The 22,119-nt window shown below is 63.5% G+C and carries 21 protein-coding genes and 1 tRNA gene; 18 read left to right on the forward strand and 4 right to left on the reverse strand.

Annotated elements, in window-relative coordinates; all coding sequences use genetic code 11:
- Positions 1–155: 155 nt before the first annotated feature.
- From A3AU_RS0109190 to A3AU_RS0109215, 6 genes are read left to right on the forward strand one after another with little or no spacing between them, the layout of a single operon-like run.
- Entirely contained in the window at positions 156–2,033 is a 1,878-nt protein-coding gene (locus tag A3AU_RS0109190) for an extracellular solute-binding protein (protein WP_027052537.1), read from the forward strand.
- Positions 2,033–3,901: an extracellular solute-binding protein gene (locus A3AU_RS0109195; RefSeq protein WP_027052538.1), complete on the forward strand. Its 1,869-nt coding sequence runs from the start codon at positions 2,033–2,035 to the stop codon at positions 3,899–3,901. The genes A3AU_RS0109190 and A3AU_RS0109195 overlap by 1 nt, the downstream gene beginning before the upstream one ends.
- A 30-nt stretch (positions 3,902–3,931) precedes the next feature.
- Positions 3,932–5,026 (forward strand): microcin C ABC transporter permease YejB, encoded by a 1,095-nt coding sequence (locus tag A3AU_RS0109200; protein ID WP_027052539.1) that lies wholly within the window; start codon positions 3,932–3,934, stop codon positions 5,024–5,026.
- Positions 5,026–6,171, forward strand: a complete 1,146-nt coding sequence (locus A3AU_RS0109205) for an ABC transporter permease (protein WP_027052540.1) — start codon at positions 5,026–5,028, stop codon at positions 6,169–6,171. The genes A3AU_RS0109200 and A3AU_RS0109205 overlap by 1 nt, the downstream gene beginning before the upstream one ends.
- Positions 6,168–7,799 carry an ABC transporter ATP-binding protein gene (locus A3AU_RS0109210; RefSeq protein WP_027052541.1) on the forward strand — a complete coding sequence of 544 codons (1,632 nt, stop codon included), beginning with the start codon at positions 6,168–6,170 and terminating at the stop codon, positions 7,797–7,799. Before A3AU_RS0109205 ends, A3AU_RS0109210 begins: the two co-directional genes overlap by 4 nt.
- A 25-nt stretch (positions 7,800–7,824) precedes the next feature.
- Positions 7,825–8,766, forward strand: a complete 942-nt coding sequence (locus A3AU_RS0109215; RefSeq protein ID WP_027052542.1) for a 2-hydroxyacid dehydrogenase — start codon at positions 7,825–7,827, stop codon at positions 8,764–8,766.
- A 21-nt stretch (positions 8,767–8,787) separates the two neighbouring features.
- Here the strand turns inward: A3AU_RS0109215 and A3AU_RS0109220 are convergent, their stop codons facing one another.
- From A3AU_RS0109220 to A3AU_RS0109230, 3 genes are all read right to left on the reverse strand, one after another.
- Positions 8,788–9,315, reverse strand: coding sequence for a P-loop NTPase family protein (locus A3AU_RS0109220; RefSeq protein ID WP_027052543.1), 528 nt, complete (start codon positions 9,313–9,315; stop codon positions 8,788–8,790).
- Between the two features lie 68 nt (positions 9,316–9,383).
- On the reverse strand, positions 9,384–9,746 hold the full coding sequence (locus A3AU_RS0109225) for a hypothetical protein (RefSeq protein ID WP_027052544.1): 363 nt from the start codon (positions 9,744–9,746) through the stop codon (positions 9,384–9,386).
- A gap of 128 nt (positions 9,747–9,874) precedes the next feature.
- Positions 9,875–10,789: a methyltransferase domain-containing protein gene (locus A3AU_RS0109230; protein ID WP_027052545.1), complete on the reverse strand. Its 915-nt coding sequence runs from the start codon at positions 10,787–10,789 to the stop codon at positions 9,875–9,877.
- Between the two features lie 151 nt (positions 10,790–10,940).
- Here A3AU_RS0109230 and A3AU_RS0109235 point away from each other — a divergent pair, with 151 nt between their 5' ends.
- The 3 genes from A3AU_RS0109235 to A3AU_RS01000000135215 are packed head-to-tail and all read left to right on the forward strand — an operon-like array spanning position 10,941 to position 14,417.
- Positions 10,941–11,948, forward strand: a complete 1,008-nt coding sequence (locus A3AU_RS0109235; protein WP_027052546.1) for a ligase-associated DNA damage response exonuclease — start codon at positions 10,941–10,943, stop codon at positions 11,946–11,948.
- Positions 11,949–11,952: 4 nt separating this feature from the next.
- A complete protein-coding gene (locus tag A3AU_RS0109240) occupies positions 11,953–13,554 on the forward strand; it encodes a cisplatin damage response ATP-dependent DNA ligase (RefSeq protein WP_027052547.1) in 1,602 nt (533 codons plus the stop codon).
- 44 nt (positions 13,555–13,598) lie between these two features.
- Positions 13,599–14,417 carry an isocitrate lyase/PEP mutase family protein gene (locus A3AU_RS01000000135215; RefSeq protein WP_032917101.1) on the forward strand — a complete coding sequence of 273 codons (819 nt, stop codon included), beginning with the start codon at positions 13,599–13,601 and terminating at the stop codon, positions 14,415–14,417.
- Positions 14,418–14,459: 42 nt separating this feature from the next.
- On the opposite strand, the gene A3AU_RS0109250 is transcribed toward A3AU_RS01000000135215, so the two are convergent.
- Entirely contained in the window at positions 14,460–15,596 is a 1,137-nt protein-coding gene (locus A3AU_RS0109250) for a hypothetical protein (RefSeq protein ID WP_027052548.1), read from the reverse strand.
- Positions 15,597–15,884: 288 nt separating this feature from the next.
- Between A3AU_RS0109250 and A3AU_RS0109255 the strand changes: the two genes are divergently transcribed.
- From A3AU_RS0109255 to A3AU_RS0109300, 9 genes are all read left to right on the forward strand, one after another.
- Positions 15,885–15,960 (forward strand) — tRNA-Thr (locus A3AU_RS0109255).
- Positions 15,961–16,486: 526 nt separating this feature from the next.
- Positions 16,487–16,708, forward strand: a complete 222-nt coding sequence (locus tag A3AU_RS1000000139775) for a hypothetical protein (protein WP_027052549.1) — start codon at positions 16,487–16,489, stop codon at positions 16,706–16,708.
- 955 nt (positions 16,709–17,663) lie between these two features.
- A complete protein-coding gene (locus A3AU_RS0109270) occupies positions 17,664–17,852 on the forward strand; it encodes a YodC family protein (protein WP_019863018.1) in 189 nt (62 codons plus the stop codon).
- Between the two features lie 202 nt (positions 17,853–18,054).
- A complete protein-coding gene (locus A3AU_RS0109275; protein ID WP_032917133.1) occupies positions 18,055–18,483 on the forward strand; it encodes an EF-hand domain-containing protein in 429 nt (142 codons plus the stop codon).
- 45 nt (positions 18,484–18,528) lie between these two features.
- On the forward strand, positions 18,529–19,065 hold the full coding sequence (locus A3AU_RS0109280; RefSeq protein WP_081709481.1) for an RNA polymerase sigma factor: 537 nt from the start codon (positions 18,529–18,531) through the stop codon (positions 19,063–19,065).
- A gap of 113 nt (positions 19,066–19,178) precedes the next feature.
- Positions 19,179–19,625 (forward strand): hypothetical protein, encoded by a 447-nt coding sequence (locus A3AU_RS0109285; RefSeq protein ID WP_027052552.1) that lies wholly within the window; start codon positions 19,179–19,181, stop codon positions 19,623–19,625.
- The gene (locus A3AU_RS0109290; RefSeq protein WP_027052553.1) at positions 19,622–20,077 is read left to right on the forward strand and encodes a periplasmic heavy metal sensor; all 456 of its coding nucleotides are present in this window, start codon (positions 19,622–19,624) and stop codon (positions 20,075–20,077) included. The genes A3AU_RS0109285 and A3AU_RS0109290 overlap by 4 nt, the downstream gene beginning before the upstream one ends.
- Positions 20,078–20,186: 109 nt before the next feature.
- Complete coding sequence (locus A3AU_RS0109295; RefSeq protein ID WP_032917103.1) at positions 20,187–20,465, forward strand: GCG_CRPN prefix-to-repeats domain-containing protein; 279 nt, start codon at positions 20,187–20,189, stop codon at positions 20,463–20,465.
- A 101-nt stretch (positions 20,466–20,566) separates the two neighbouring features.
- Complete coding sequence (locus A3AU_RS0109300) at positions 20,567–22,081, forward strand: DUF1800 domain-containing protein (RefSeq protein ID WP_027052555.1); 1,515 nt, start codon at positions 20,567–20,569, stop codon at positions 22,079–22,081.
- Positions 22,082–22,119: the final 38 nt, after the last annotated feature.

Genomic DNA, 22,119 nt, shown 5'->3' on the forward strand with positions numbered 1-22,119 from the left:
CGACGCGTTCATAGAAAAGCCGGGTTCAGCCCGGCTTTTTTGTTGGGAAAATGCACGCTGCGGCGACAAAGCCGCGCATGGCGGTTTTCACGAGCGCTAAATCATCTAGGATTGCGTCCCGGATGATCTGGCAAGCTTCACGAAGAGGATAGTGCATGACGGTTGGCCGAACGCTTCTCAAGTCGCTGCTGGCGGCGGCCCTGCTGGCGGCGGGGCTGCAGACGAGCCGGGCCGACGAGTGGCGCACCACCTCATCGCTAATCGGCCAATCCAAATACGGCGATAATTTTCAGCACTACGACTACGTCAACCCCAATGCGCCCAAGGGCGGCACGTTGAATTCGGTGCTGCTCGGCACCTATGACAGTTTCAACCCCTATATCGTACAGGGATCGCCAGCCGCGGGTTTTGTCGGCTTCGGCGGCGGTCTCCTCTACGACACTCTGATGGAACAGGCGACCGACGAAGGCAGCACCAGCCACCCGCTGATCGCCGATGCCTACAAATACCCCGCCGACTACTCCTCGGCGACCTATCGGCTCGATCCGCGCGCGAAATGGCATGACGGCCAGCCGATCACCGTCGACGACGTGATCTGGTCGTTCCAGGTGCTCAAGGCGAACAGCCCGCAATACAGCCGCTATTTCGAGAATGTCACCGATGCGGTGGCGATCTCCGACCGCGAGGTCGAGTTCCATTTCAACCAGAAGGGCAACCGGGAACTGCCGAAGATCCTCGGCGACCTCGCCGTGCTGCCAAAACACTGGTGGGAAGGCACCGATGCCAAGGGCCGGAAGCGCGACATCACCAAGGGGACGCTGGAAATTCCGCTGGGCTCGGCGGCCTACAAGATCGCCAGCTTCAAGCCAGGCTCGGAAGTCGTCTGGCAACGCGTGCCGGACTATTGGGCGGCCAAGCTGCCGGTGAAGATCGGCCGCGAGAATTTCGACACGCGCCGATACACCTACATCCTCGACGACAATGCCGCGTGGCTGGCCTTCACCAAGGGTGGACTGGAAGACATCAACCGCGAATACAGCTCGCGCAAGTGGGCGACCGCCTACAATTTCCCGGCTATCCAGGCCGGCGATGTCATCAAGAAGGAGTTCCAGACGCAGTCGCCGCAGCCGATGCAGGGCTTCGTCCTCAACCAGCGGCGGCCGTTATTCCAGGACCGGCTGGTCCGCGAGGCACTGACCATACCGTTCGATTTCGAGAGTATGAACCGAACCCTGTTTTTCGGCTTCAACACCCGCACATCGAGCTATTTCCAGGGCACCGAACTGGCGTCGAGCGGGTTGCCGCAAGGCAAGGAGCTGGAAATCCTGGAAAAATACCGCGACAAGCTGCCGCCCGAACTCTTCACCCAGGAATTCAAGCTGCCGGTCTATGACACGCCGCAAGCTGAGCGAAAGTACCTGAAACAGGCGGTCGATCTCTTCGCCAAGGCCGGCTGGGTGATCAAGGGCGGCAAGATGGTCAATGCCAAGACCGGCGTGCCGTTCAAGTTCGAAATCCTCGGCTGGAACGACACCGACCAGGTGATCGCCAGCCCCTACATCGCCAATCTTCGCAAGATCGGCGTCGACGCCTCGCTGCGCATCATCGACCAGACGCAGTACATCAACCGCGTCAACAACTTCGATTTCGATGTTGTCACGGGCCTGTTCGGCCAGTCGGAATCGCCCGGCAACGAGCAGCGCGATTTCTGGAGTTCGAAGGCCGCCGACGCACATGGTTCGCGCAATCTGATGGGCATCAAGGATCCGACCGTCGATGCGCTGGTCGACCGCATCATCTTCGCCACGGACCGCGAGGATCTCGTCGCCGCCACCCATGCGCTCGACCGGGTGCTGCTGTGGAACTTCTACGTCGTGCCACAATATCACCGGTCGGCGGTCTGGCTGGCCTATTGGGACAAGTTCAAATTCCCCGACAAGCAGCCTGCCTATGTCGGCACCGATATCGATTCCTGGTGGATCGACCTCGACAAAGAGAAGGCGCTGGCGGCGAAATACAAGGGCAGCAATTGATGGCTGCCCTACCCCGCCGCGATTTCCTGGCATTGGGCGGTGCCGCCGCTGCCGTCGCCTTGCTGCCCGGCAAGGCCTTTGCCGACATTGCGACCGGTGTGAAATTGCATGGGCTCTCCGCCTTCGGCGACCTCAAATATAGACCGGATTTCACCCATTTCGACTATGTGAACGTCAATGCGCCACCCGGCGGGATCTTCAATTTCTCGCCACCGAACTGGGGCTACAATCAAGACACGCAGACTTTCAACACGCTGAACTCTTTCGTCGACAAGGGCGACGCGCCGCCGCGCATGGAGATGTGCTTCGACGGACTGATGGTGCGCGCTCTCGACGAGCCCGACGCCGTGTATGGCCAGATTGCCGACAGCGTGACGCTGTCGGACGATCGCAACAGCTTCACCTTCTCGCTCCGCCCTGAAGCCCGGTTCCATGACGGGTCGCCGCTGACGGCGCAGGACGCCGCCTTCACTTTCCAGCTTTACAAGGAAAAGGGGCACCCGGACCTGTCGCTGTCACTGACACATATGACCGAGGCGGTTGCCGTCGACGACCGAACGCTTCGGCTTACTTTTTCCGGCAAACAATCCGCCCGCACCGTGCTCAACGTCGTGGAATTCCCGATCCTGTCGAAGGCTTTTTACACTGCCAATCGATTCGACTCTTCACAGTTGAATCCCCCGCTCGGCTCCGGTGCCTACAAGGTCGACCGCTTCTCGGCGGGTGCATGGATCGAATACGACCGCGTGGCGGACTATTGGGGCCGAGATCTGCCGGTCAATCGCGGCCAGAACAATTTCGACCGCATCCGCATTGAATTCTATCAGAATCGCAACGCCGGCTTCGAAGCCTTCAAGAAGGGCGAAATCACGTACCGCGAGGAATTCACCTCGCGCGTCTGGGCGACCGCCTACGACTTCCCCACGCTGACCGCCGGCAAGGTGGTCAAGCACGAATTCCCGGCCGAGAAGCGGCCGACGATGCAGGGAACGGCGGTCAACCAGCGGCGCGAACAGTTTCGCGACGCTCGCGTGCGCCAGGCGATCGCGCTCTGCTTCGATTTCGAATGGACGCGGCGCAACTTCTTCTACGGCTCCTACGAGCGCTCGCAATCCTGCTTCGAGAAATCGGATTTTCGCGCCGAAGGTGTGCCATCAACACAAGAGCTGGCGCTGCTCGAGCCGTTGCGAAGCCAGGTGCCGGCTGAGGTCTTCGGCCAGGCTGTGGCCCAGCCGGCATCCGACGGTTCCGGTCGCGACCGCAAGCTGCTTGGCCAGGCGGCAAAGCTTCTGGCCGCAGCCGGCTGGAAACGGTCGGGCGATTTCGTTGTCAGCGGCAAGGGCGGCCGGCTTTCGGCCGAATTCATGGTCGACGACGACACTTTCGTGCAGGTCTATTCGCCCTGGGTCGCCAACATGAAGGCGATCGGCATCGATGCCACGATCCGGCTGGTGGATTCGGCACAATACCAGGCCAGGCAGGCGACCTTCGATTTCGATCTGCTGTCAGCTGCTTTCTCGTTCAGCGCGACACCGACGCGTGACGATCTCGAAGGCTTCTTCCATTCCAGGACGGCCAACCTCTCCGGCTCGCGCAATTTGCCGGGCGTGGCAGACCCCGCGATCGATGCGCTGATCGACATGGTGGGCGCGGCAAAAGATCGTGAAAGCCTGACGGTCGCGATGCGAGCGCTCGACCGGGTCTTGCGCGCGCGGTGCGATTGGATTCCTAGTTGGTTCCTGGCGAATCACCGAAGCGCCTATTGGGACATGTTCGGCTTTCCCGAGCAAAAGCCCGATTTCGGCTTTCCGGTCGAGGCGCTGTGGTGGTTCGATAAGGGCAAGGCGGCAAAAATTGGCAAAGGCTGAGATATCGGTCCGCAGAGGGCGGGAAGCCTGATGGGCGCCTATATACTGCGCCGCATCCTTTTGATGATCCCGACCCTGCTCGGCATCATGGCGATCTCCTTCGCCGTCATCCAGTTCGCGCCGGGCGGCCCGGTCGAGCAGGTCATCGCCAAGCTGACCAATCAGGGCGGCAGCGATCGCCTCGGCGGTGGCGGCGGCGACGCGGGCGGCTCCAACTTCGACGTCGCCGGTGATGTCAGCTCGAAATATCGCGGCGCGCAGGGCCTCGATCCGGAATTCATCAAGAAGCTGGAAAAGCAATTCGGCTTCGACAAGCCGCCGCTCGAACGCTTCGGCATGATGCTGTGGAACTATGCAAGGTTCGATTTCGGCAACAGCTACTTCCGCGACATCTCGGTGCTCGACCTGATCCTGGAAAAGATGCCGGTGTCGATCTCGATCGGTCTTTGGATCACGCTGCTGTCCTATCTGATTTCCATCCCGCTCGGCATCCGCAAGGCGGTGAAGGATGGCTCGCCTTTCGACGTCTGGACCAGCGGGGTCGTCATCGTCGGCTATGCCATTCCCGGCTTCCTGTTCGGCATCATGCTGATGGTGCTGTTCGCCGGCGGCTCGTTCTGGGACTGGTTCCCATTGCGCGGCATCGTCTCGGACAATTGGGACCAGTTGTCCTGGCCGGCCAAGATCGCCGACTATATCTGGCACATGACCTTGCCGCTGACGGCGCTGGTGCTGTCGGCCTTCGCCACCACCACGTTGCTGACCAAGAACTCCTTCCTGGAGGAGATTCGCAAGCAATATGTGGTGACGGCGCGCGCCAAGGGCCTGTCCGAACGGCAGGTGCTTTACGGCCACGTCTTCCGCAATGCCATGCTGATCGTCATCGCCGGCTTCCCCGGCGCTTTCATCTCGGCCTTCTTCACCGGTTCGCTGCTGATCGAGAACATCTTCTCGCTCGATGGCCTCGGCCTGCTCGGCTTCCGGTCGGTGGTCGAGCGCGACTATCCCGTGGTGTTCGCCAATCTCTACATCTTCTCGCTGCTTGGGCTGTTCGTCGGGTTGCTGTCCGATCTGATGTACACCTGGGTCGATCCGCGCATCGATTTCGAGCGGAGAGACATCTGATGTCGGAGGCAAGCGTTACAGCCGGCGTTGTGCCGGAGCGGATGCCACGGCCATTCCTGTCGCCGCTCAACAAGCGCCGCCTGCAGAATTTCAAGGCCAACCGACGCGGCTACTGGTCGCTGTGGATTTTCCTCGTCCTGTTCGTGCTGTCGCTGTTTGCCGAATTGATCGCCAACGACAAGCCGATCATCGTTTCCTACAAGGGCGAGATTCTGTTTCCGGTGCTGGTTGCCTATCCCGAGGAAAAGTTCGGTGGGTTCTACGCCGTCACCGACTATCGCGACCCGGTGATCCAGGATGAGATCAACGCCAATGGCTGGATGATCTGGCCGCCGATCCGCTACTCCTACCAGACCGTCAACAACGCCATTCCGGAAGCGGCACCCGCCAAGCCGTCGTGGGAATATGACGCCAAGATGCGCTGCAACCAGTATCCGCAAGGGGCCGCCGACCCGGCCTGCATCGTCGGCAACTGGAACTGGCTGGGCACCGACGACCAGGCGCGCGACGTGCTGGCCCGCGTCATCTACGGCTTTCGCATTTCGGTGCTGTTCGGGCTGATCCTGACCTTCGGCTCGGCTCTTATCGGTGTCGGTGCTGGCGCCTTGCAGGGCTATTTCGGCGGCTGGACGGATCTTTTGTTCCAGCGCTTCATCGAAATCTGGTCGGCGATCCCGGTGCTCTATCTCCTGCTCATCGTCGCCGCCATCCTGCCGCCCGGCTTCTTCATCCTGCTCGGCCTGATGCTGCTGTTCTCCTGGGTGGCGCTGGTCGGTGTGGTGCGGGCGGAGTTCCTGCGCGCCCGCAATTTCGAATATGTCAACGCCGCCCGCGCTCTCGGCGTGCCCAACCGCACCATCATGTTCCGGCATCTGCTGCCCAACGCGATGGTGGCGACGCTGACCTTCCTGCCCTTCCTGCTTTCGGGCTCGATCTCGACGCTGACCTCGCTCGACTATCTCGGCTTCGGCCTGCCGCCGGGGTCCGCCTCGCTGGGCGAGTTGCTCAAGCAGGCGCAGCGCAACCTCAATGCGCCGTGGCTGGGCATTTCCGGCTTCGTCGTCATCTCGCTGATGCTGTCGCTGCTCGTCTTTGTCGGCGAGGCAACGCGCGACGCCTTCGATCCGCGCAAGACGTTCAAATGAGCGAAGCGCCTTTGCTCAGCGTACAGGACCTCAGCGTCGCCTTCAGCCAGGGCGGCGGCCAGTCGACAGCCGTCGACCACATCTCCTTCGACATCGCCAAGGGCGAGACCGTGGCGCTTGTCGGCGAGTCCGGCTCCGGCAAATCGGTCTCGGCGCTGTCGGTGCTGAAGCTGCTGCCCTACCCCAGCGCCAGCCACCCGTCGGGGAAGATCCTGTTCCAGGGCGCCGATCTGCTGTCCATGAGCGAGAAGCAGCTGCGACAGGTGCGCGGCAACAAGATCACCATGATCTTCCAGGAACCGATGACATCGCTCAATCCGCTGCACACGATCGAGCATCAGATCGTCGAGATCCTGAAACTGCACCAGGGCATGACCGACCGCGCGGCCAAGGCGCGCACCCTGGCCATGCTCAACGAGGTCGGCATCCGCGACCCGCAGAAGCGCCTCGATGCCTATCCGCACCAGCTGTCCGGCGGCCAGCGCCAGCGCGTCATGATCGCCATGGCGCTGGCCAATGAACCGGAACTGCTGATCGCCGACGAGCCGACGACGGCGCTCGACGTCACCGTGCAGGCGCAAATCCTCGAACTGCTCGCCGGGCTGAAGAGCCGCAAGGGCATGTCGATGCTGTTCATCACCCATGATCTCGGCATCGTGCGCAAGATCGCCGACCGGGTCTGCGTGATGACCAAGGGCGAAATCGTCGAGACCGGGCCAACCAAGGACATCTTCGCCAACCCGCAGCATCCCTATACGCGGCACCTCCTGGCGGCCGAGCCGAAAGGCAAGCCGCCGGCCGCCAATGCCGATGCCAAGCCGGTGATGACCGGCAAGGACATCAAGGTCTGGTTTCCGATCAAGCAGGGCTTCTTCCGGCGCACGGTCGATTATGTGAAGGCGGTCGACGGCATCGATGTCACCGTGCGCGCCGGCCAGACGCTTGGCGTGGTCGGCGAATCGGGCTCCGGCAAGACGACGCTCGGCCTGGCGCTGGCGCGCATGATCTCGTCGACCGGAGCCATCCAGTTCAACGGCCGCGACATCAACCAACTCACCTTCAACGCCATGCGGCCGCTCAGGCGCGAATTGCAGATCGTCTTCCAGGATCCGTTCGGTTCGCTCAGCCCGCGCATGTCGATCGCCGAGATCATCGAGGAAGGGCTAAGGATTCACGAGCCGCAGCTGTCTCCCGACGAGCGCGACGACAAGGTAGTCGCCGTGCTGAACGAGGTTGGCCTCGATCCGGCGACACGCAACCGTTATCCGCACGAGTTTTCCGGCGGCCAGCGCCAGCGCGTCGCCATCGCGCGCGCCATGGTGCTCAACCCGCACTTCGTCATGCTGGACGAGCCGACATCGGCGCTCGACATGAGCGTGCAGGCGCAGGTCGTCGACCTCCTGCGCAATCTGCAGGCCAAGCACGACCTCGCCTATCTCTTCATCAGCCATGACCTCAGGGTCATCCGTGCGCTGGCCAATGACGTCATCGTCATGCGCAATGGCCAGATTGTCGAAGCCGGTCCGTCCCAGCAGATTTTTGAAAACCCGCAAACGGACTATACTCGGGCACTGATCTCGGCCGCCTTCAAGATAGAGACGGCGCCGGTCGGCATTGTCAGCCAGTGATTAAACAGGGACTAGACGAACCGCGATGGAAAAAGGCCGCATCCTGCTTGCCGTCACCGGCTTTCATCCGCAGCGCTGGCGCGAGCTGCTGTCGGCCGAGCGCGAGGTGGTGCTTGAGCCGGACGGCGCCAAGGATCCGTCGATCACCTATGCGGTGGTGTGGAAGCAGAAGCCTAACTTGTTGTCGTCGCTGCCCAATCTGCGCGCCATCTTTTCGATCGGCGCCGGCGTCGACCACATCTTCGCCGACCCCGGCTTGCCCGATGTGCCGATCGTCAAGGTGGTTGCTGACAACCTCACCCAGTACATGACCGAATATGTCGTCTGGCGGGTGCTCGACCATCATCGCCAGGGCCTGCTCTATCGACAGCAACAGCCGAAGAAGATCTGGCACGAGCCGCAGCAGAGACCGGCCGGCGACATTTCCGTCGGCATCATGGGGCTCGGCACTCTCGGCCGCGCCGCGGCCTCGGTGCTGCTGTCACTCGGCTTTGCGGTCAACGGCTGGTCACGCAGCGAACGACCGATGGACGGCGTCGCGACCTATGCCGGCGAAGCCGGGTTGATCCCCTTCCTCAAGGCCACCGATATACTGGTCGTGCTGTTGCCGCTGACGCCGGACACGAAAGGCATCATCAACTATGGCGTGCTGAAGGAGCTGCGCAAGCGCAATGGCCTGGGCGGCTCGGTGCTGATCAACGCCGGACGCGGCCGCCTGCAGAAGGACGCCGATATAATACGGGCGCTGGACGACGGCACGCTGAAGGAAGCCAGCCTCGACGTGTTCGAGGTCGAGCCGCTACCGAAGACCAGCCCGCTGTGGAACCATCCAAAGGTGTTCGTGACACCGCACGCTGCGGCGACCTCCGATCCGATGCATCTGGCGCCGGGCATGCTGCGCCAGATGGATGCTTTCGAGCGCGGCGAAAAGCTCGACAATCTGGTGGACCGCAAGGCGGGATATTAGAGCACCCAGGACAGCGTGGAACTACCTGGCCAGGTCCCAGTCCCGAAAGCACTTCTTGATCGCCCGCGGTGAGGACAGCCGCAGCTTTGGCAGATCAATCTGCTCGAACATCGCCTGGTAGCGCTTGCGGTTCTTCGGCGTGGTCACGGCAATGTGGTGGATCATGTCCCATTTGACGCTGTCGCGCCCGCCTTCCAGGGCACCGCGCCTCTCCGTCTCGAACAGGGTACGCCTGAAATAGCGCAGCAGACTTGCCGGCGTGGAGATATCGAGCAGGATCAATCCCGTCGCCCGCCGAAAGCGTTGCGGCATGCCGATCGAGTAATTTCCATCCATCACCCAGCGCTCGCCGGCGATTGCGGCGTCGTGCAAGGCAATGAACTCGTCCTTTGGACGCGGCTCCCAGTCGGTGTTGGGCAGATGAAAAAGCAGATCGAGGTGAACGGGCTGCAGGCCACGCTTGCGGGCAATCGCGTCGGCCAGGGTCGACTTGCCGCTGTTGGAGGGTCCCAGGATGCAGATGCGGTCGCCAAGGTCCGAGAGTTTCATCCGATAGTACCCTCGCGACGAAATAGCCTGGCACCTGCGATTTCTCGACCGGTAGCCGTGCCGAACCTTTAACTCGGCAGAGCAAACTTCTTCTTCTGATTGTCCGGCTTCCCGCAGTCGCGGCGTTCGATGGAGCGGTTCATGGCATCGATCTCGCCTGACGCCTTGTCGCTGTCGCGCTGCGCCTTGGAGCGGATGTCGGGCGTGAACGGGCCGAACCCCATCGCGGGATTGGAGAAGGTCGGCTTTGCTGTCACCGGAAGGTTGTTCTGCTGCGCCAGGCCATTGCGCTGCGCCAACAGTTGATCGCATGGCACGGTGTCGTATTGCAGGGACGACTCTATGTTGGCGTCCTGCCGCTCGGACATCGAATTGCCGACGCAGCCGGCCGTCGCCAGGCAAGAGGCCAAGATCACCATGTTCCAGCGCATCCGATATGCTCCTCCTGATATCCCGCCCTGATACGACCAGATCGCAAATATCAGTCGCGCACGCAAATCGGACTTTTTCGCAGCAGCGCTGAGCCGTGGAAGCACCACCGCACGATGATCCGGCCACTTCAAGCGGCGTGAGCCTTGCGTGCCACAATGGCCAGCCCTTTGACAGGCTCGCGGCGATCCTGCCGGATTGTCGTCGGCTCCAGCGCCCGAATCGAAAGCCCGTTGGCCTCGAGGATCCGCCTGACATAGGGCTCCGAATGGGCGTAGCGTCGGGAAGGTTGCAGCGCGAAGTCGCCGCTTGCCAGGCTCTCGACGGAGAAGGCAAACAGGCCGCCATCGACGAGCAGGCCGGCCACCGTCCCGAACAGGCCTTCCAGCGCGCCGACATAGATCAGCACATCGGCCGACGTCACCAGATCGGGCTTTTCGCCTGGATGGGAAAAGCCCTGCAGATCGGCTTTTGTGAGCGCGTCATAGATGCCTTTCGCCCGCGCCTTCTTCAGCATCCTGGCCGAGATATCGACGCCTTCCAGCCGCTCGACGATCGGCCTCAGCCTCTCGCCCATCAGGCCTGTGCCGCAACCCAGGTCGAGCGCCAGGCGGAAGCGACCCGGCTTTGCCTTGCGAATCATCTGGTCGAGGAATTGCGGCAACCGGTAGTCGAGCTTGCCGACGAGCATCTCCTCGAACGTCTCGGCATAGTGGTCGAACAGCGTTTCGACAAAGGCGCTGGGCGGCGCCGCGGCAGCCGGACCCTTGCCGATCAGCTGTAATTTGAGGGCCGCGCCCTGGCGATCGGCCGGATCGAGTTTCAGCGACATGGCCCAGGCCCGCGCCGCCAGGTCGAGCCTGCCTGATGCCTCCTGCATCTCGCCAAGGCGAAACCAGCCCATCGCCCATTGCGGCGCCAATTCCAGCGCGCCAAGCAGCAACTCGGCCGCGGCAGCATGGTCGCCGGAGGCAAACAGCATCTCGGCATAGTCGGCACGGCGATCGGCGTTCAGATCGCCCGATGAGGTCTGGAGCGGCTTCATGGTGATGGTTCCGCCGGCGAAGGCAGCCGGGCCGCCATCTCTGTAAAGCAAAGGATGCGAAAGCTGAACCGAATTGAGCGTCCGTTGCGGGGAGTCAGCAGTCTGTGACGACAGGCTTCCCGCGGCGGAATTATATCCTATCTTGGGGACCATGCGCGCCAGCGACCTGCTTCATCCCCGGCCCGAAGGCCTCTATTGCCCGCCGGGCGATTTCTTCATCGACCCGGTGCGGCCGGTGAACCGGGCGCTGATCACCCACGGCCATTCCGACCATGCGCGTTCCGGCCACCGCTCGGTGCTGGCGACGCCGCAGACGCTCGACATCATGGGTCTGCGCTATGGCGAGGATTTTGCTGGCGCCACGCAGCCAGCACGGCTCGGCGAGACGATCGTCATCAATGGTGTCAGCGTCAGCTTCCATCCGGCCGGCCATGTGCTGGGCTCGGCCCAGATATCCGTCGAACATCAGGGCATGCGCATCGTCGCCTCCGGCGACTACAAAAGGCGAAAGGATGCGACCTGCGCGCCATTCGAGCCGATACAGTGTGACGTGTTCATCACCGAGGCGACCTTCGGCCTGCCGGTGTTTCGCCATCCACCCGACACGGAAGAGATCGCCCGCCTCTTGAAGTCGGCAGCACAGTTTCCCGAGCGCTCGCATTTGGTCGGCGCCTACGCGCTGGGGAAAGCACAGCGGGTGATGCGGCTGTTGCGCGACGCCGGCTATGACAGGCCGCTCTATATCCATGGCGCGCTGGCCAGGCTCAGCGAGTACTATCAGAGCCAGGGCGTCGATCTGGGGATACTTGAGCCGGCGACGGTCGAGGGCGGCAAGCAGGATTTCGCCGGCGCCATCGTCGTCGGCCCGCCATCGGCCTTCGCCGACCGCTGGGCACGGCGCTTTCCCGACCCGATCTCGTGCTTTGCGTCGGGCTGGATGCGCATCCGCCAGCGCGCCAAGCAAGGCGGCGTCGAACTGCCATTGATCATCTCGGACCATGCCGACTGGGACGAACTGACCGCCACCATCAAGGAGACCGGCGCCGAGGAGGTCTGGGTGACGCATGGCCGCGAGGAAGCGCTGGTGCGGTGGTGCGAGCTGGAAGGCATTGCCGCTCGGCCGCTGCATCTGGTGGGCTATGAGGACGAGGGCGATTGAGGGAATGAACCGCTTCGCCGAACTTCTCGACCGCCTGGTGCTGACGCCGTCACGCAATGGCAAGCTCACGCTGCTGGTCGACTATTTCCGCAGTGTCGAGGATCCGGATCGCGGTCTGGCGCTGGCCGCCATCACCGGCGATCTGAATATCGCGGCGGTGAAGCCGGCGATGCTGCGCATGCTGGTCACCGAACGCATGGATCCCGTGCTGTTCGGCTATTCCTACGACTATGTCGGCGACCTCGCCGAGACGGTGTCGCTGGTCTGGCCGCAAACGCCGGGAAACATCCCCAACCGCGAGCCGACGCTCGGCGAAGTCGTGGCAAAACTGCAGGCGGCAAGCCGCTCCGACGGACCCAAGGTGCTGGCTGGCTTGCTCGACAACGCAGGCATCTCGGCGCGCTTCGCCATCATCAAGCTGGTCACCGGCGGCCTGCGCATCGGCGTCTCGGCGCGGCTCGCCAAACAGGCGCTGGCGGATTTCGGCAAGGTCGACGTCGCCGAGATCGAGGAGCTTTGGCACGGCCTGTCGCCACCCTACATGGGCCTGTTCGCCTGGCTCGAGGGCAAGGCCGACAAACCCCGCAACACGGCGATGGCCTTGTTCCGCCCGGTGATGCTGTCGAACCCGGTCGGCGATGGCGACCTCGAAAAACTCGATCCGGCGGATTACGCGGCCGAATGGAAATGGGACGGCATTCGCGTCCAGGCGGTGGCCGAAGGCGGCGTCCGCCGGCTCTATTCGCGCACCGGCGACGATGTGTCCGGCGCCTTTCCCGATCTCGCGGATGCCATGCACTTTTCCGCCGCCCTCGATGGCGAACTGCTGGTCGGCGACCCGCGACAAGCGACCGGGACCTTCTCGGACCTGCAGCAGCGGCTGAACCGCAAGACGGTGACGCCGAAGATGCAGCAGCAATACCCGGCCTTCATGCGCTGCTACGACCTGCTCCAGCTCGGCGACGAAGACCTTCGCGCATTGCCATTCCGGGAACGGCGTGGCCGCCTCGAGGCCTTCGTGAAGACGCTCGACCCCGGCCGTTTCGACCTGTCGCCCTTCGTCGCCTTCGCGGACTGGCAGGCACTGGAGAACCTGCGCCGCGCGCCGCCGCACCCGATCATCGAAGGCGTGATGCTGAAGCGCTGGGATACGCCCTATGTCGCCGGCCGACCGAAAGGTCCGTGGTTCAAGTGGAAGCGCGATCCGCACACGGTGGATGCGGTGCTGATGTATGCCCAGCGCGGCCATGGCAAGCGCTCGAGTTTCTACTCCGACTACACGTTCGGAGTCTGGTCTGGAGCTGAGGGCGAGGAGGAACTGGTGCCGGTCGGCAAGGCTTATTTCGGCTTCACCGACGAAGAGCTGAAGCAGATCGACAAATATGTCCGGGATAACACCGTCGAACGCTTCGGGCCGGTGCGTTCGGTGCGGGCGGACCGTGACAATGGCCTGGTGCTGGAAGTCGCCTTCGAGGGGCTCAATCGTTCGACCCGGCACAAGTCGGGTGTGGCCATGCGCTTTCCCCGCATTTCACGGCTGCGCTGGGACAAGCCGGCCAACGAGGCCGACCGCATCGAGACGCTGCAGGCGCTGCTCGATGGCTAGACCGAAATCCCGACCCGAAAGTTCCATTCCAGGCAGGAGCGCACATGGTTTCCCGATCCGACAAGGTTGAATGTTTTCGCGCTCTTCACAAATCCGGCTGCTTCGTGGTCCCCAATCCTTGGGACATAGCTGGCGCTCGGATGATGGTGGGCTTGGGTTTTAGGGCTTTGGCAACGACATCGTCGGGCTATGCGTTCTCAAAGGGCAGGAGAGACGGAGCGCTGGAAGTCAGCCGCGACGAGAGCCTGACGTATGCCGCCGAGATAGCAGCTTCGACCGATGTTCCGGTCACTGCTGATTTGGAGGACGGGTACGCGGATACTCCCGAAGGCATTGCCGAGACCGTTCTGCTCGCGGCGAAGGCTGGATTGGCGGGGCTGTCCATCGACGACCGGCAGCCGAGATCGAATTTGCCGATACGCGATTTCGATGACGCAGTCGCGCGTGTAGCCACCGCGACTGATGCCGCGCGAAAGCACAACATCGTACTTACCGCGCGCGCCGATGGCCTCGGCAAGGGGACATATGATCTCGAAGAGGCCATTCGCTGCCTCAAGGCCTTCGAGACGCTCGGCGCTGAGGTCGTTTATGCGCCCGGAGTGCCGGATCTGGCATCCCTCCAGAGGCTGTGCCGCTCGGTCAGTGCTCCTGTAAATCATGTGATCGGCCAAGGTGTCGCCGGATTGACCCTTGACCAGATTGCGCAAGCGGGCGTGCGACGGATCAGTGTTGGCGGATCGCTTGCCCGCGCGGCCGGCGGAGCGCTGATGTCCATCTGCCAGGATATTGCGACAGGCGACTTCACCGCACTGGAATCTGCTCCCGGCTGGGGTGATCTACGCAGCCCAAAGCCAGTGATGTAAGTCCGTAAGGGCGCGCCATCCGGTGTTCCGCCAGGGTTTGACTTACGGCTCGATCGAGACGCGGATTTCGTAGATGTTGACCGCCTTGCCCTGCTTGTCGAAATCGGAATTGACGGCGATGGTTCCGGCCGAGCCCGGACGCTTGTCGGGGAACTGCACGTCGAACAGATATTCGTTGCGCTGCTGGCCGACCGCGTAGCGCTTGCGGCCGCAGTCGCCGAGTTCGCCGAAATTGCAGTCGACGGAGATCTGGGTGTCCTTGCCGTCCTCGGCGCGGGCGATGATGTCGAAGACGGCGTGCTTGCCGGCGAGCTTCTCCAGCACGCCCTGTCCGACATCGAAGGCGACCGCCGAGCCGGAGGGCCCGGACTGGATGCGCAGGAACGGCCCGCTGTCATCCTTCATCGCCTCCGCCTTGGCGTCCGACGGGGCGGCGACATGCGTCGGGTCGGTCGGCGAGAACACATTGATCCAGTTGCGCGACTGGTCCGCGCTCCCGGGCTTTGCCGGCGCGTTGGCGCCATCGGCCGGGGTGAAATCGTCGTCCTCGACGGTTGGTGGCGCCTCGGGCGGCGCCGTATCGAGCTGTGCCGCCGTCTTGAACACGCCGGTCTGGATGGCGAAGAACGCGCCGATGCCGATCGCCGCAAGCAGGGTCACGGTGAAGAAAATGGCGGTCAGCGGCAGGCGGCGTCCGCGAATGCGCCGCTCATCGCGATCGGGCGCCACTTCCGCCGCGGCACCAGACATGGCCGGAGCGGACATGTCGATGGCCGGTGCACCGGGAAGGGTCGCGTCCGGCATGATGTCGGGAACGACCGGCAGCACGCGCGAGCGCGGTTCGTCGGATGCGGGGCCGTCGACGGCGACGGCAACGGCTGGCGATGGCGTCTTGTCGCCGATCTCGATCGCAGGCGCCGCGCCGGCCGCGGCCGCCGGGGCGTCGACCTGTGGGCCACCGTCCGGCACCGCCGGCAGGAACTCGGATTCGATTTCGGTGATCTTCTCCTGGATCGCCTTGCGGCGCTTGATGGCGACTTCCACGGTCACGCCGGGATTGGCCTGGAGCGCACGGTCGAGCGCGGCAAAGGCTGACCGATAGACCCTCTCGCGGAACGCGCGGTCCTCGGCATTGCCCTTTTCCAAGGCGTTCCGGATCGCTTTTTCGATCGCGTCCAACGAGATCCCTCTACAAACTGCCCCAATCTTGACTGATGGTTAGCCGTAGGCGACCAATCAATCAACGGGCGGGCGGTCGCATTCTGCCTCGACGGGCAGTCCAAAGTCCATCTTGGCGATATTCCGGCGAACAAAATCGGACTGTGTCCGCGATTTTGGCGCGCAGGGCGGCGCGAACCCTGGTTTCGACCGTGCCGGGCGCTCATGCATGATTTGCCAAGTCGCATCTTGAATTCGCGGCCGGTTGAGTCTATCACCCAGCCCATCTTGGAGGTCTTGACCTCCCGGGCCGCTTTAGCTCAGTTGGTAGAGCACATCATTCGTAATGATGGGGTCAGGTGTTCGAGTCACCTAAGCGGCACCAAATTTCCCTCATGAATACAGTATGTTAGTTTTCTAACCCGCCACGTTGGCGGACGATTTGGTCATCGGGGCACTCCCCGGGCGCCCCGGCAGCAATTTCGCGACGTTCACGAAAGCATGGAGAGTTGCCGGATCGGCTTCAGTTCCTTGCGACGTGGCGAAGGCCAAGCCTGCCGCGAAGAACGTGCCGGGGCCGCGATAGCCAACGCAAGTCAGGACAGGTCATCTGCTTCCGCCAGTCTAGGCCGAGCGCAAAGTGTACAGGAAATGCTTGCGCACGCTGAATGTGCTGTGTTTCATGGCCTCTAGGTTGAAAGCGAAGTGGGAGCCGCAACGCTAATTCGACGGAGGCGCGATCCACCCTGAGGCTCTGAAGAAGTTGTTCACGAGAGGAAGTTAGTAGGCCAACCGGTTCGCTTAGTCTGTCCAGTTCCATACGGTTTTGTAAGCATACCGCCATGCTGGCGCCCAAGTCGTTCACGAACTTGGAGAGTGTAGGGACAAGGTCGCCGAATGGAGGAATGAAAATGTTTCGCAAATTAGCCATTGCCACTGCACTCGTAGCTGTTTTCAGCATGCCCGCATTTGCTGCCACGGAGTATTGGGTGGCAAAAGATGCCACCACGAAGAAGTGTGAGGTCGTGACGAAAAAGCCGGACGGCACGAAGTTGATGGATGCCGGTAAGAAAACCTACGCCACGAAGGGCGATGCCGACAAAGCCTTGAAGCTTCTGGCCGATTGCAAATAGCATTTCAACTGGCAAGCGCTCTCGGGCGCAATGTCCATGACCCGTCCCAGACCGCCCTGGGACGGGCTTTTTGAAGCGCAAACCACCCGCCATGCCCCAGGGGGCTGAAATCTAGGTGGCGGCAAATGGAAGCCCGCGTGAGCCGGCGGGTACTCCTTCAATGCGCGTCGCGGTCGCTGCCCGGCATGAACTGAAAGCCGTTGCGCGCCCATCCGTCCCGTCCTTGGCTGCATGCCTCGGGCCAGCCAAGGGAAAGCTCACGGTCGCCACTTTCTTCCGAATCGCAATCGTATGCATCAAACTCGCTGCTGTCCCCTTCCCTGTCATCGGTCCCAGCCACTTCTATGCCCCCGGCCAACCACGGCTCTAAGTCTGCGTCCGGCTCCAGCAGATCCAGCAGCGAGACAACCCTTCAATTTTGTCCTCGATTGAACGGCGGACCGCCGGGTCAGAAAGACGCGTATGCGAATTCACGGCCGCACCGCCTTCCGGTTTGCCTTTCGCGTCGCCTGCTGGCGGGCGTGGAGTTCGATACGCCCCGCGAAGGCCGCTTCATCGTGCGCTATGGCCAGCCCGGTTTCGGGCGTGCCGCCCCATTCCGCCGTAGATCATACGCTGTCTGGTATCCGCTTGCCTCGATAACGGCTTCCTGCTCCCGCAGCGAGGCCACGCCTTTGCCTCCCTCGTCGTTCGGTCCATGCATCCACCGTTCATACGCGGGCCGGATCATATTGCCGGCGGCAAAGCACTGTTCAACCTGCTCCGGCTTGCGAGCAATCTCGGTTTCGAGTTCCGATGAGGAACGGAATGGCTTCGGCCAGTGCGACCAGATGGAGGTCAACCCACCTGGCGACGGCACCTGCGCGGTGGATCGCTACGCCGCCGAGCCATATCCGCCATTGTCGAGACTCAGCTTTGGTGGGAAACTCGCGGGCCTCAGCATGGGAGGTCCAAAATGCCCAACACTTTCAAGACCGGAGACGTCGTCAAGCTGAAGTCCGGAGGACCGAAGATGACGGTCAGCGACGGTGCCGCTTCCGGCATGTATCTCTGCCACTGGTTCAACCGCGAGGGCGATGTCTGGATCCCGCAGCATGCGGGCTTCAAGCCGGACCAGCTGGTGGCCGCCGACCCATCGGCGTAGCGCCTGGCCCGTTCGCCAGGGTTGGTGGTGCCGGGTGATGCGTCACGCGGTCGCCCGCGGGACGGATACCGGGTCGGCATCGCCGACAAATCGCAAGGATCTGCACAGGCGACCGACGGATTTCCGTCGTCGCGGCGTTTAACGGTTGAAGCGTGACCAGGGCATGAGCCGTGGCCGACGCGCCAACCGGAGACGTGGAAGCATGATAAGCCGTTCGATCCTTGCCGCTGCCTTGAGCCTGTTAACTGTCGCGGCTGTCGCCCAGACGACGACGCAGCCCCCCGCCGCCACGCCGCCGACCGCCGCTCCCGCCCCGCAAGGGGCCAAGTCGGATATCACGCTGGCCAAATTCCAGAAGCGGCGGGAGAAAGCGATCATGGCCGCCGATACGGATGGCGACGGCAAGATCAGCCTGCTGGAGTGGGAGGCCTTCCAGGCCAAGCGCAACGCCAAGGGCGACCCCGCCAAATCCTTCGCCCGCATCGATTCCAACCATGACGGCTTCATCGATCGCGCCGAGCTCGATGCGTTCTTCGCCAAGCGCTTTGCCAGGCTGGACAAGAATGGCGACGGCGTGCTCAGCGCCGACGAGATGCCAAGCCATAAATCCGCTCCCAAGCCGGAGCAGTGACCAAGAGGCCATGAAGCGTGATGGATATCGGGAGTGCGCCAGCCGATGAGCGCCGATCCGGACGAGGAGCTGGTTCGTCGGGTCGGTGCCGGCGACCCGGCGGCAGTGCAGACGCTCGTCGCGCGCAAATTGCCGCGCATCCTTTCGCTTGCCGCGCGTATGCTGGGCGACGCGGCGGAGGCCGAGGACGTCGCGCAGGAAACCTTCGTGCGCATCTGGCGTCACGCCTCGAGCTGGCGGCGCGGCAACGCACGCTTCGACAGCTGGATCCACCGGGTGACGCTCAACCTGTGCTACGACCGGCTGCGCCGGCGTCGGGAGTTGGTGACCGACGATCTGCCGGAAATGGTCGACCCCGCGCCGCTTCCCGATGCCAGCGAAGAGCCGCGGGGGATCGAGCAGGCCCTGCAGTCGATCGCGCCACGCCAGCGCGAGGCGATCATCCTGGTCTACTATCAGGAGATGTCCAACATAGAGGCGGCCGCGACCCTGGAGATCAGCGTCGATGCGCTGGAGAGCCTGCTGGCGCGCGGCCGGCGGGCCTTGCAGATGATACTGGTCAGGGATGGGGTCCATGACTGAGAAAAGGTCGATCATGAATGGCGCACATTCACCGCGCCTAGCGGGCGTCAGGCGGGGCTGCCTGGTTTGCAACCGGCGTGGGCACGCGGCACCAAGGGGCAAGGGGAAAACACATGGCTGAAGACATCGAGGACGGTCCGGCAATGGATGCCAGACGTTTCGCGGCGCTCGCCGAGGCCTATGGCGGCGATTTGCGGCGCTGGCCGCAAGCGGAGCGTGCGGCAGCCTCGAGCTTTGCTTCAAGCGAGACGGGCCAGGCCATTTTGCGGCACGCCGGCACGCTCGACGCCATGCTTGACGGTTACGGCATCCGGCACCCCGGCAAGGCGCTGCACGACACGATCCTGCGCACCGCCAACCGGCACATGGTCCGGCGCCGGCGCCAGCGGTTCTGGTGGCTGGGGCTGGGGCTTGCCGGCATCGGGCTCGCCGGCGCCGTCGCCGGATTGGCTCTGGTGACCGTCGTTACACCAGAGGTTCAGCCAGACCATTACGTGCTCGATGCCAATGCGACGTCGTTCGGCGATGCCGGACCCGACACGATCGAGGAAGACCTATGAGCACGAGCCGCAACCTCCTCATCGCATCGGTGGTGGCGAACGTCTTCCTGGCCGGTGCGCTTGCTGGCGGGGCAGTCTGGATAAGAAGCGGCAAGCCGGCCCAGGGCTATTCGCTGGAAGCGGCCGGGGTCCGGCTTCCCGACCAGCAGCGCATGCTGTTCCGCAAGGCGTTGCGCGAGGTTCGCCGCGAATCGCATGACATCATCCTCGCCGGCCAGCAGGCGAGGCGCGAGGCGGCGGATCTGCTGCGGCAGCCTGTCCTCGACACGGCGGCCCTTTCGGCCGCGCTCGAGCGGGCCCGCAATGCCGACGTCACCGTGCGCACGCGGCTGGAGCAGCGCATCGTCGAGTTCGCCGCGACGGGGTCCGCCGAGGATCGCAGCGTGCTGGCGGAGGGCCTCGCAAGACGCAGCGGGCAGCAATCATCCACCGCGCCAAAAAAATCGCCGTGACCACCGACGGAAAATGCCGACAGCGCCCGTTTAACGAGATGAAGGGCAGGATCTGCCGGACCAACCGGTGCCGACAGGTTTCAACCTCGGACAACTTCGGAGTTTGGTCATGAACTATCTCGCAAAATACGCAGTCACCGCCGCTCTCGCGGTGACCGGAACGGCTGCGACCGTTGCTGCATCCTCGGCGATGCCGCTGGCGCCGCTTGCCGCCCCGGCGCTGGTAGAGCACGTCGCCTGGGGTTGCGGGCCGGGCTGGCATCCCAACCATTGGGGCCGCTGCGTCCCCAACCGTGTGGTGGTCTACCCCCGTTACTATTATTGGCACGGCCCGGCTTACTACGCCTGGCATCCGCACCACCACTGGCACCGCTGGCATCGCTGGTAGGCGTGCACGGGCCGGGCGGCGCGTTGCCAGCCCGGCCCTCGTCGCGAGTTTGAGCGTTCAGGAAACAGCCTGATCGGACCACCCAATCATGGAGCGCTGACATGGCTGTCCCGGTCAAAGGGCCTACGGCGCCAGATCCCGTGCTGGTCGCATTCAACCGCTTCGGACTTGGCGCCCGGCCCGGCGACCGCGACAGGCTGGCCGGCGATCCACGCGGCTATCTCAAGGCGGAACTTCGACAGCCGGATATCGCCATGATCACTTATGACGACCCGGACTATGCCGACCTCTTGGGCAGCACGCCGGCCATCCAGGCCAGCATGGCGGCACGCTTTCAGCGAAAGCTCGACAGAGGCGTGGCGAAGGCCGCCGCGCAGGCAGCGATGCCGAACGCTCCGGCCATGGCGAATGCGCCCGCGATGCCGAACGCTCCGATGGAGGCGAACGCGCCCGCCGCACCGCCGCCGGCAGCGCCCGCCAAGCCACCGCCCGCGACGCCACCGGTCGAAGCCACGCTGTTCCGGGCCGAAGCCCAGGCGCGCTTCGACAAGGCGGTGCGGGCCGAGGCCGGCTTCGTCGAACGCCTCGTCTATTTCTGGTCGAACCATTTCTGCGTTTCGGTGGCGAAGGACAATTTCGTGCGGGCAAGCGCCGGCGCCTTCGAACGGGAAGCCATCCGGCCCTTCGTGCTCGGGCGTTTCGCCGACATGCTGTTGGCGGTGGAGCGGCATCCGGCGATGCTGTTCTATCTCGACAACCAGCAGTCGATCGGCCCGGACTCCCGCGCCGGCAAGAACCGCCAGCGCGGCCTCAACGAGAACCTTGCCCGCGAGATCATGGAGTTGCATACGCTGGGCGTCGGCAGCGGCTATACTCAGGCCGATGTCACCAGTTTCGCGCGCATTCTGACGGGCTGGACGATGGCCGGACGGGAAGGTCGGCTGGGCGAACCCGGCAGTTTCGTGTTCAACGCCAATGCGCATGAACCGGGCGACGCGGTGCTGCTGGGAAAGACCTATCCGGCCGGCGGCATGGGCCAAGCCGAGGCGGCGCTCAACGACATCGCCAGACATCCGGCGACGGCGCAGCACATCGCCACGCAGCTCGTCCGTCATTTCATAGCCGACGATCCGCCACCGGCAGCGGTCGCGCGCCTGGCCAAGGTGTTCGCCAAGAGCGACGGCAATCTCCGGGCCATGGCTTCGACCCTTATCGACATGCCGGAGGCCTGGTCGACGCCCTTGGCCAAGATGCGCTCGCCCTTCGACTACATCGCCGCCATCCGCCGGGCAGCCGGGCCGGGTCCGGCGAACGATGCCGGCCAGTCGCTCAACTGGCTCAACGCGCTGGGCGAGCCGCTCTGGCAGCCGCCGGGGCCGAACGGCTTTTCCGACCAGGCGGACGCCTGGGCCTCGGCGGAAGGCATGAAGATCCGCCTCGACATAGCATGGCAGGCGGCCCGCCAGGTCAAGGACATCGGCAACCCCAACGACATGCTCAACGCCGTCATCGGTCCTTCCGCCTCGCCGGAGACGCGGCAAGCGGTCGCCCGAGCCGAATCCAAGCAGCAAGGCCTGTCCCTGCTGCTGATGGCGCCGGAATTCCAGCGACGATAGTTCGGGCGACAGGTCCAGCGCCATCAACTCCCATGGAG

Source organism: Mesorhizobium erdmanii USDA 3471, from assembly GCF_000472705.1.
GTDB lineage: Bacteria > Pseudomonadota > Alphaproteobacteria > Rhizobiales > Rhizobiaceae > Mesorhizobium > Mesorhizobium erdmanii.

Coding starts and splice junctions, on each gene's coding strand:
- A3AU_RS0109190 (WP_027052537.1), top strand. CDS start 156: ATGACGGTTGGCCGAACGCTTCTCAAGTCGCTGCTGGCGGCGGCCCTG.
- A3AU_RS0109195 (WP_027052538.1), top strand. CDS start 2,033: ATGGCTGCCCTACCCCGCCGCGATTTCCTGGCATTGGGCGGTGCCGCC.
- A3AU_RS0109200 (WP_027052539.1), top strand. CDS start 3,932: ATGGGCGCCTATATACTGCGCCGCATCCTTTTGATGATCCCGACCCTG.
- A3AU_RS0109205 (WP_027052540.1), top strand. CDS start 5,026: ATGTCGGAGGCAAGCGTTACAGCCGGCGTTGTGCCGGAGCGGATGCCA.
- A3AU_RS0109210 (WP_027052541.1), top strand. CDS start 6,168: ATGAGCGAAGCGCCTTTGCTCAGCGTACAGGACCTCAGCGTCGCCTTC.
- A3AU_RS0109215 (WP_027052542.1), top strand. CDS start 7,825: ATGGAAAAAGGCCGCATCCTGCTTGCCGTCACCGGCTTTCATCCGCAG.
- A3AU_RS0109220 (WP_027052543.1), bottom strand. CDS start 9,315: ATGAAACTCTCGGACCTTGGCGACCGCATCTGCATCCTGGGACCCTCC.
- A3AU_RS0109225 (WP_027052544.1), bottom strand. CDS start 9,746: ATGCGCTGGAACATGGTGATCTTGGCCTCTTGCCTGGCGACGGCCGGC.
- A3AU_RS0109230 (WP_027052545.1), bottom strand. CDS start 10,789: ATGAAGCCGCTCCAGACCTCATCGGGCGATCTGAACGCCGATCGCCGT.
- A3AU_RS0109235 (WP_027052546.1), top strand. CDS start 10,941: ATGCGCGCCAGCGACCTGCTTCATCCCCGGCCCGAAGGCCTCTATTGC.
- A3AU_RS0109240 (WP_027052547.1), top strand. CDS start 11,953: ATGAACCGCTTCGCCGAACTTCTCGACCGCCTGGTGCTGACGCCGTCA.
- A3AU_RS01000000135215 (WP_032917101.1), top strand. CDS start 13,599: ATGGTTTCCCGATCCGACAAGGTTGAATGTTTTCGCGCTCTTCACAAA.
- A3AU_RS1000000139775 (WP_027052549.1), top strand. CDS start 16,487: ATGTTTCGCAAATTAGCCATTGCCACTGCACTCGTAGCTGTTTTCAGC.
- A3AU_RS0109270 (WP_019863018.1), top strand. CDS start 17,664: ATGCCCAACACTTTCAAGACCGGAGACGTCGTCAAGCTGAAGTCCGGA.
- A3AU_RS0109275 (WP_032917133.1), top strand. CDS start 18,055: ATGATAAGCCGTTCGATCCTTGCCGCTGCCTTGAGCCTGTTAACTGTC.
- A3AU_RS0109280 (WP_081709481.1), top strand. CDS start 18,529: ATGAGCGCCGATCCGGACGAGGAGCTGGTTCGTCGGGTCGGTGCCGGC.
- A3AU_RS0109285 (WP_027052552.1), top strand. CDS start 19,179: ATGGCTGAAGACATCGAGGACGGTCCGGCAATGGATGCCAGACGTTTC.
- A3AU_RS0109290 (WP_027052553.1), top strand. CDS start 19,622: ATGAGCACGAGCCGCAACCTCCTCATCGCATCGGTGGTGGCGAACGTC.
- A3AU_RS0109295 (WP_032917103.1), top strand. CDS start 20,187: ATGAACTATCTCGCAAAATACGCAGTCACCGCCGCTCTCGCGGTGACC.
- A3AU_RS0109300 (WP_027052555.1), top strand. CDS start 20,567: ATGGCTGTCCCGGTCAAAGGGCCTACGGCGCCAGATCCCGTGCTGGTC.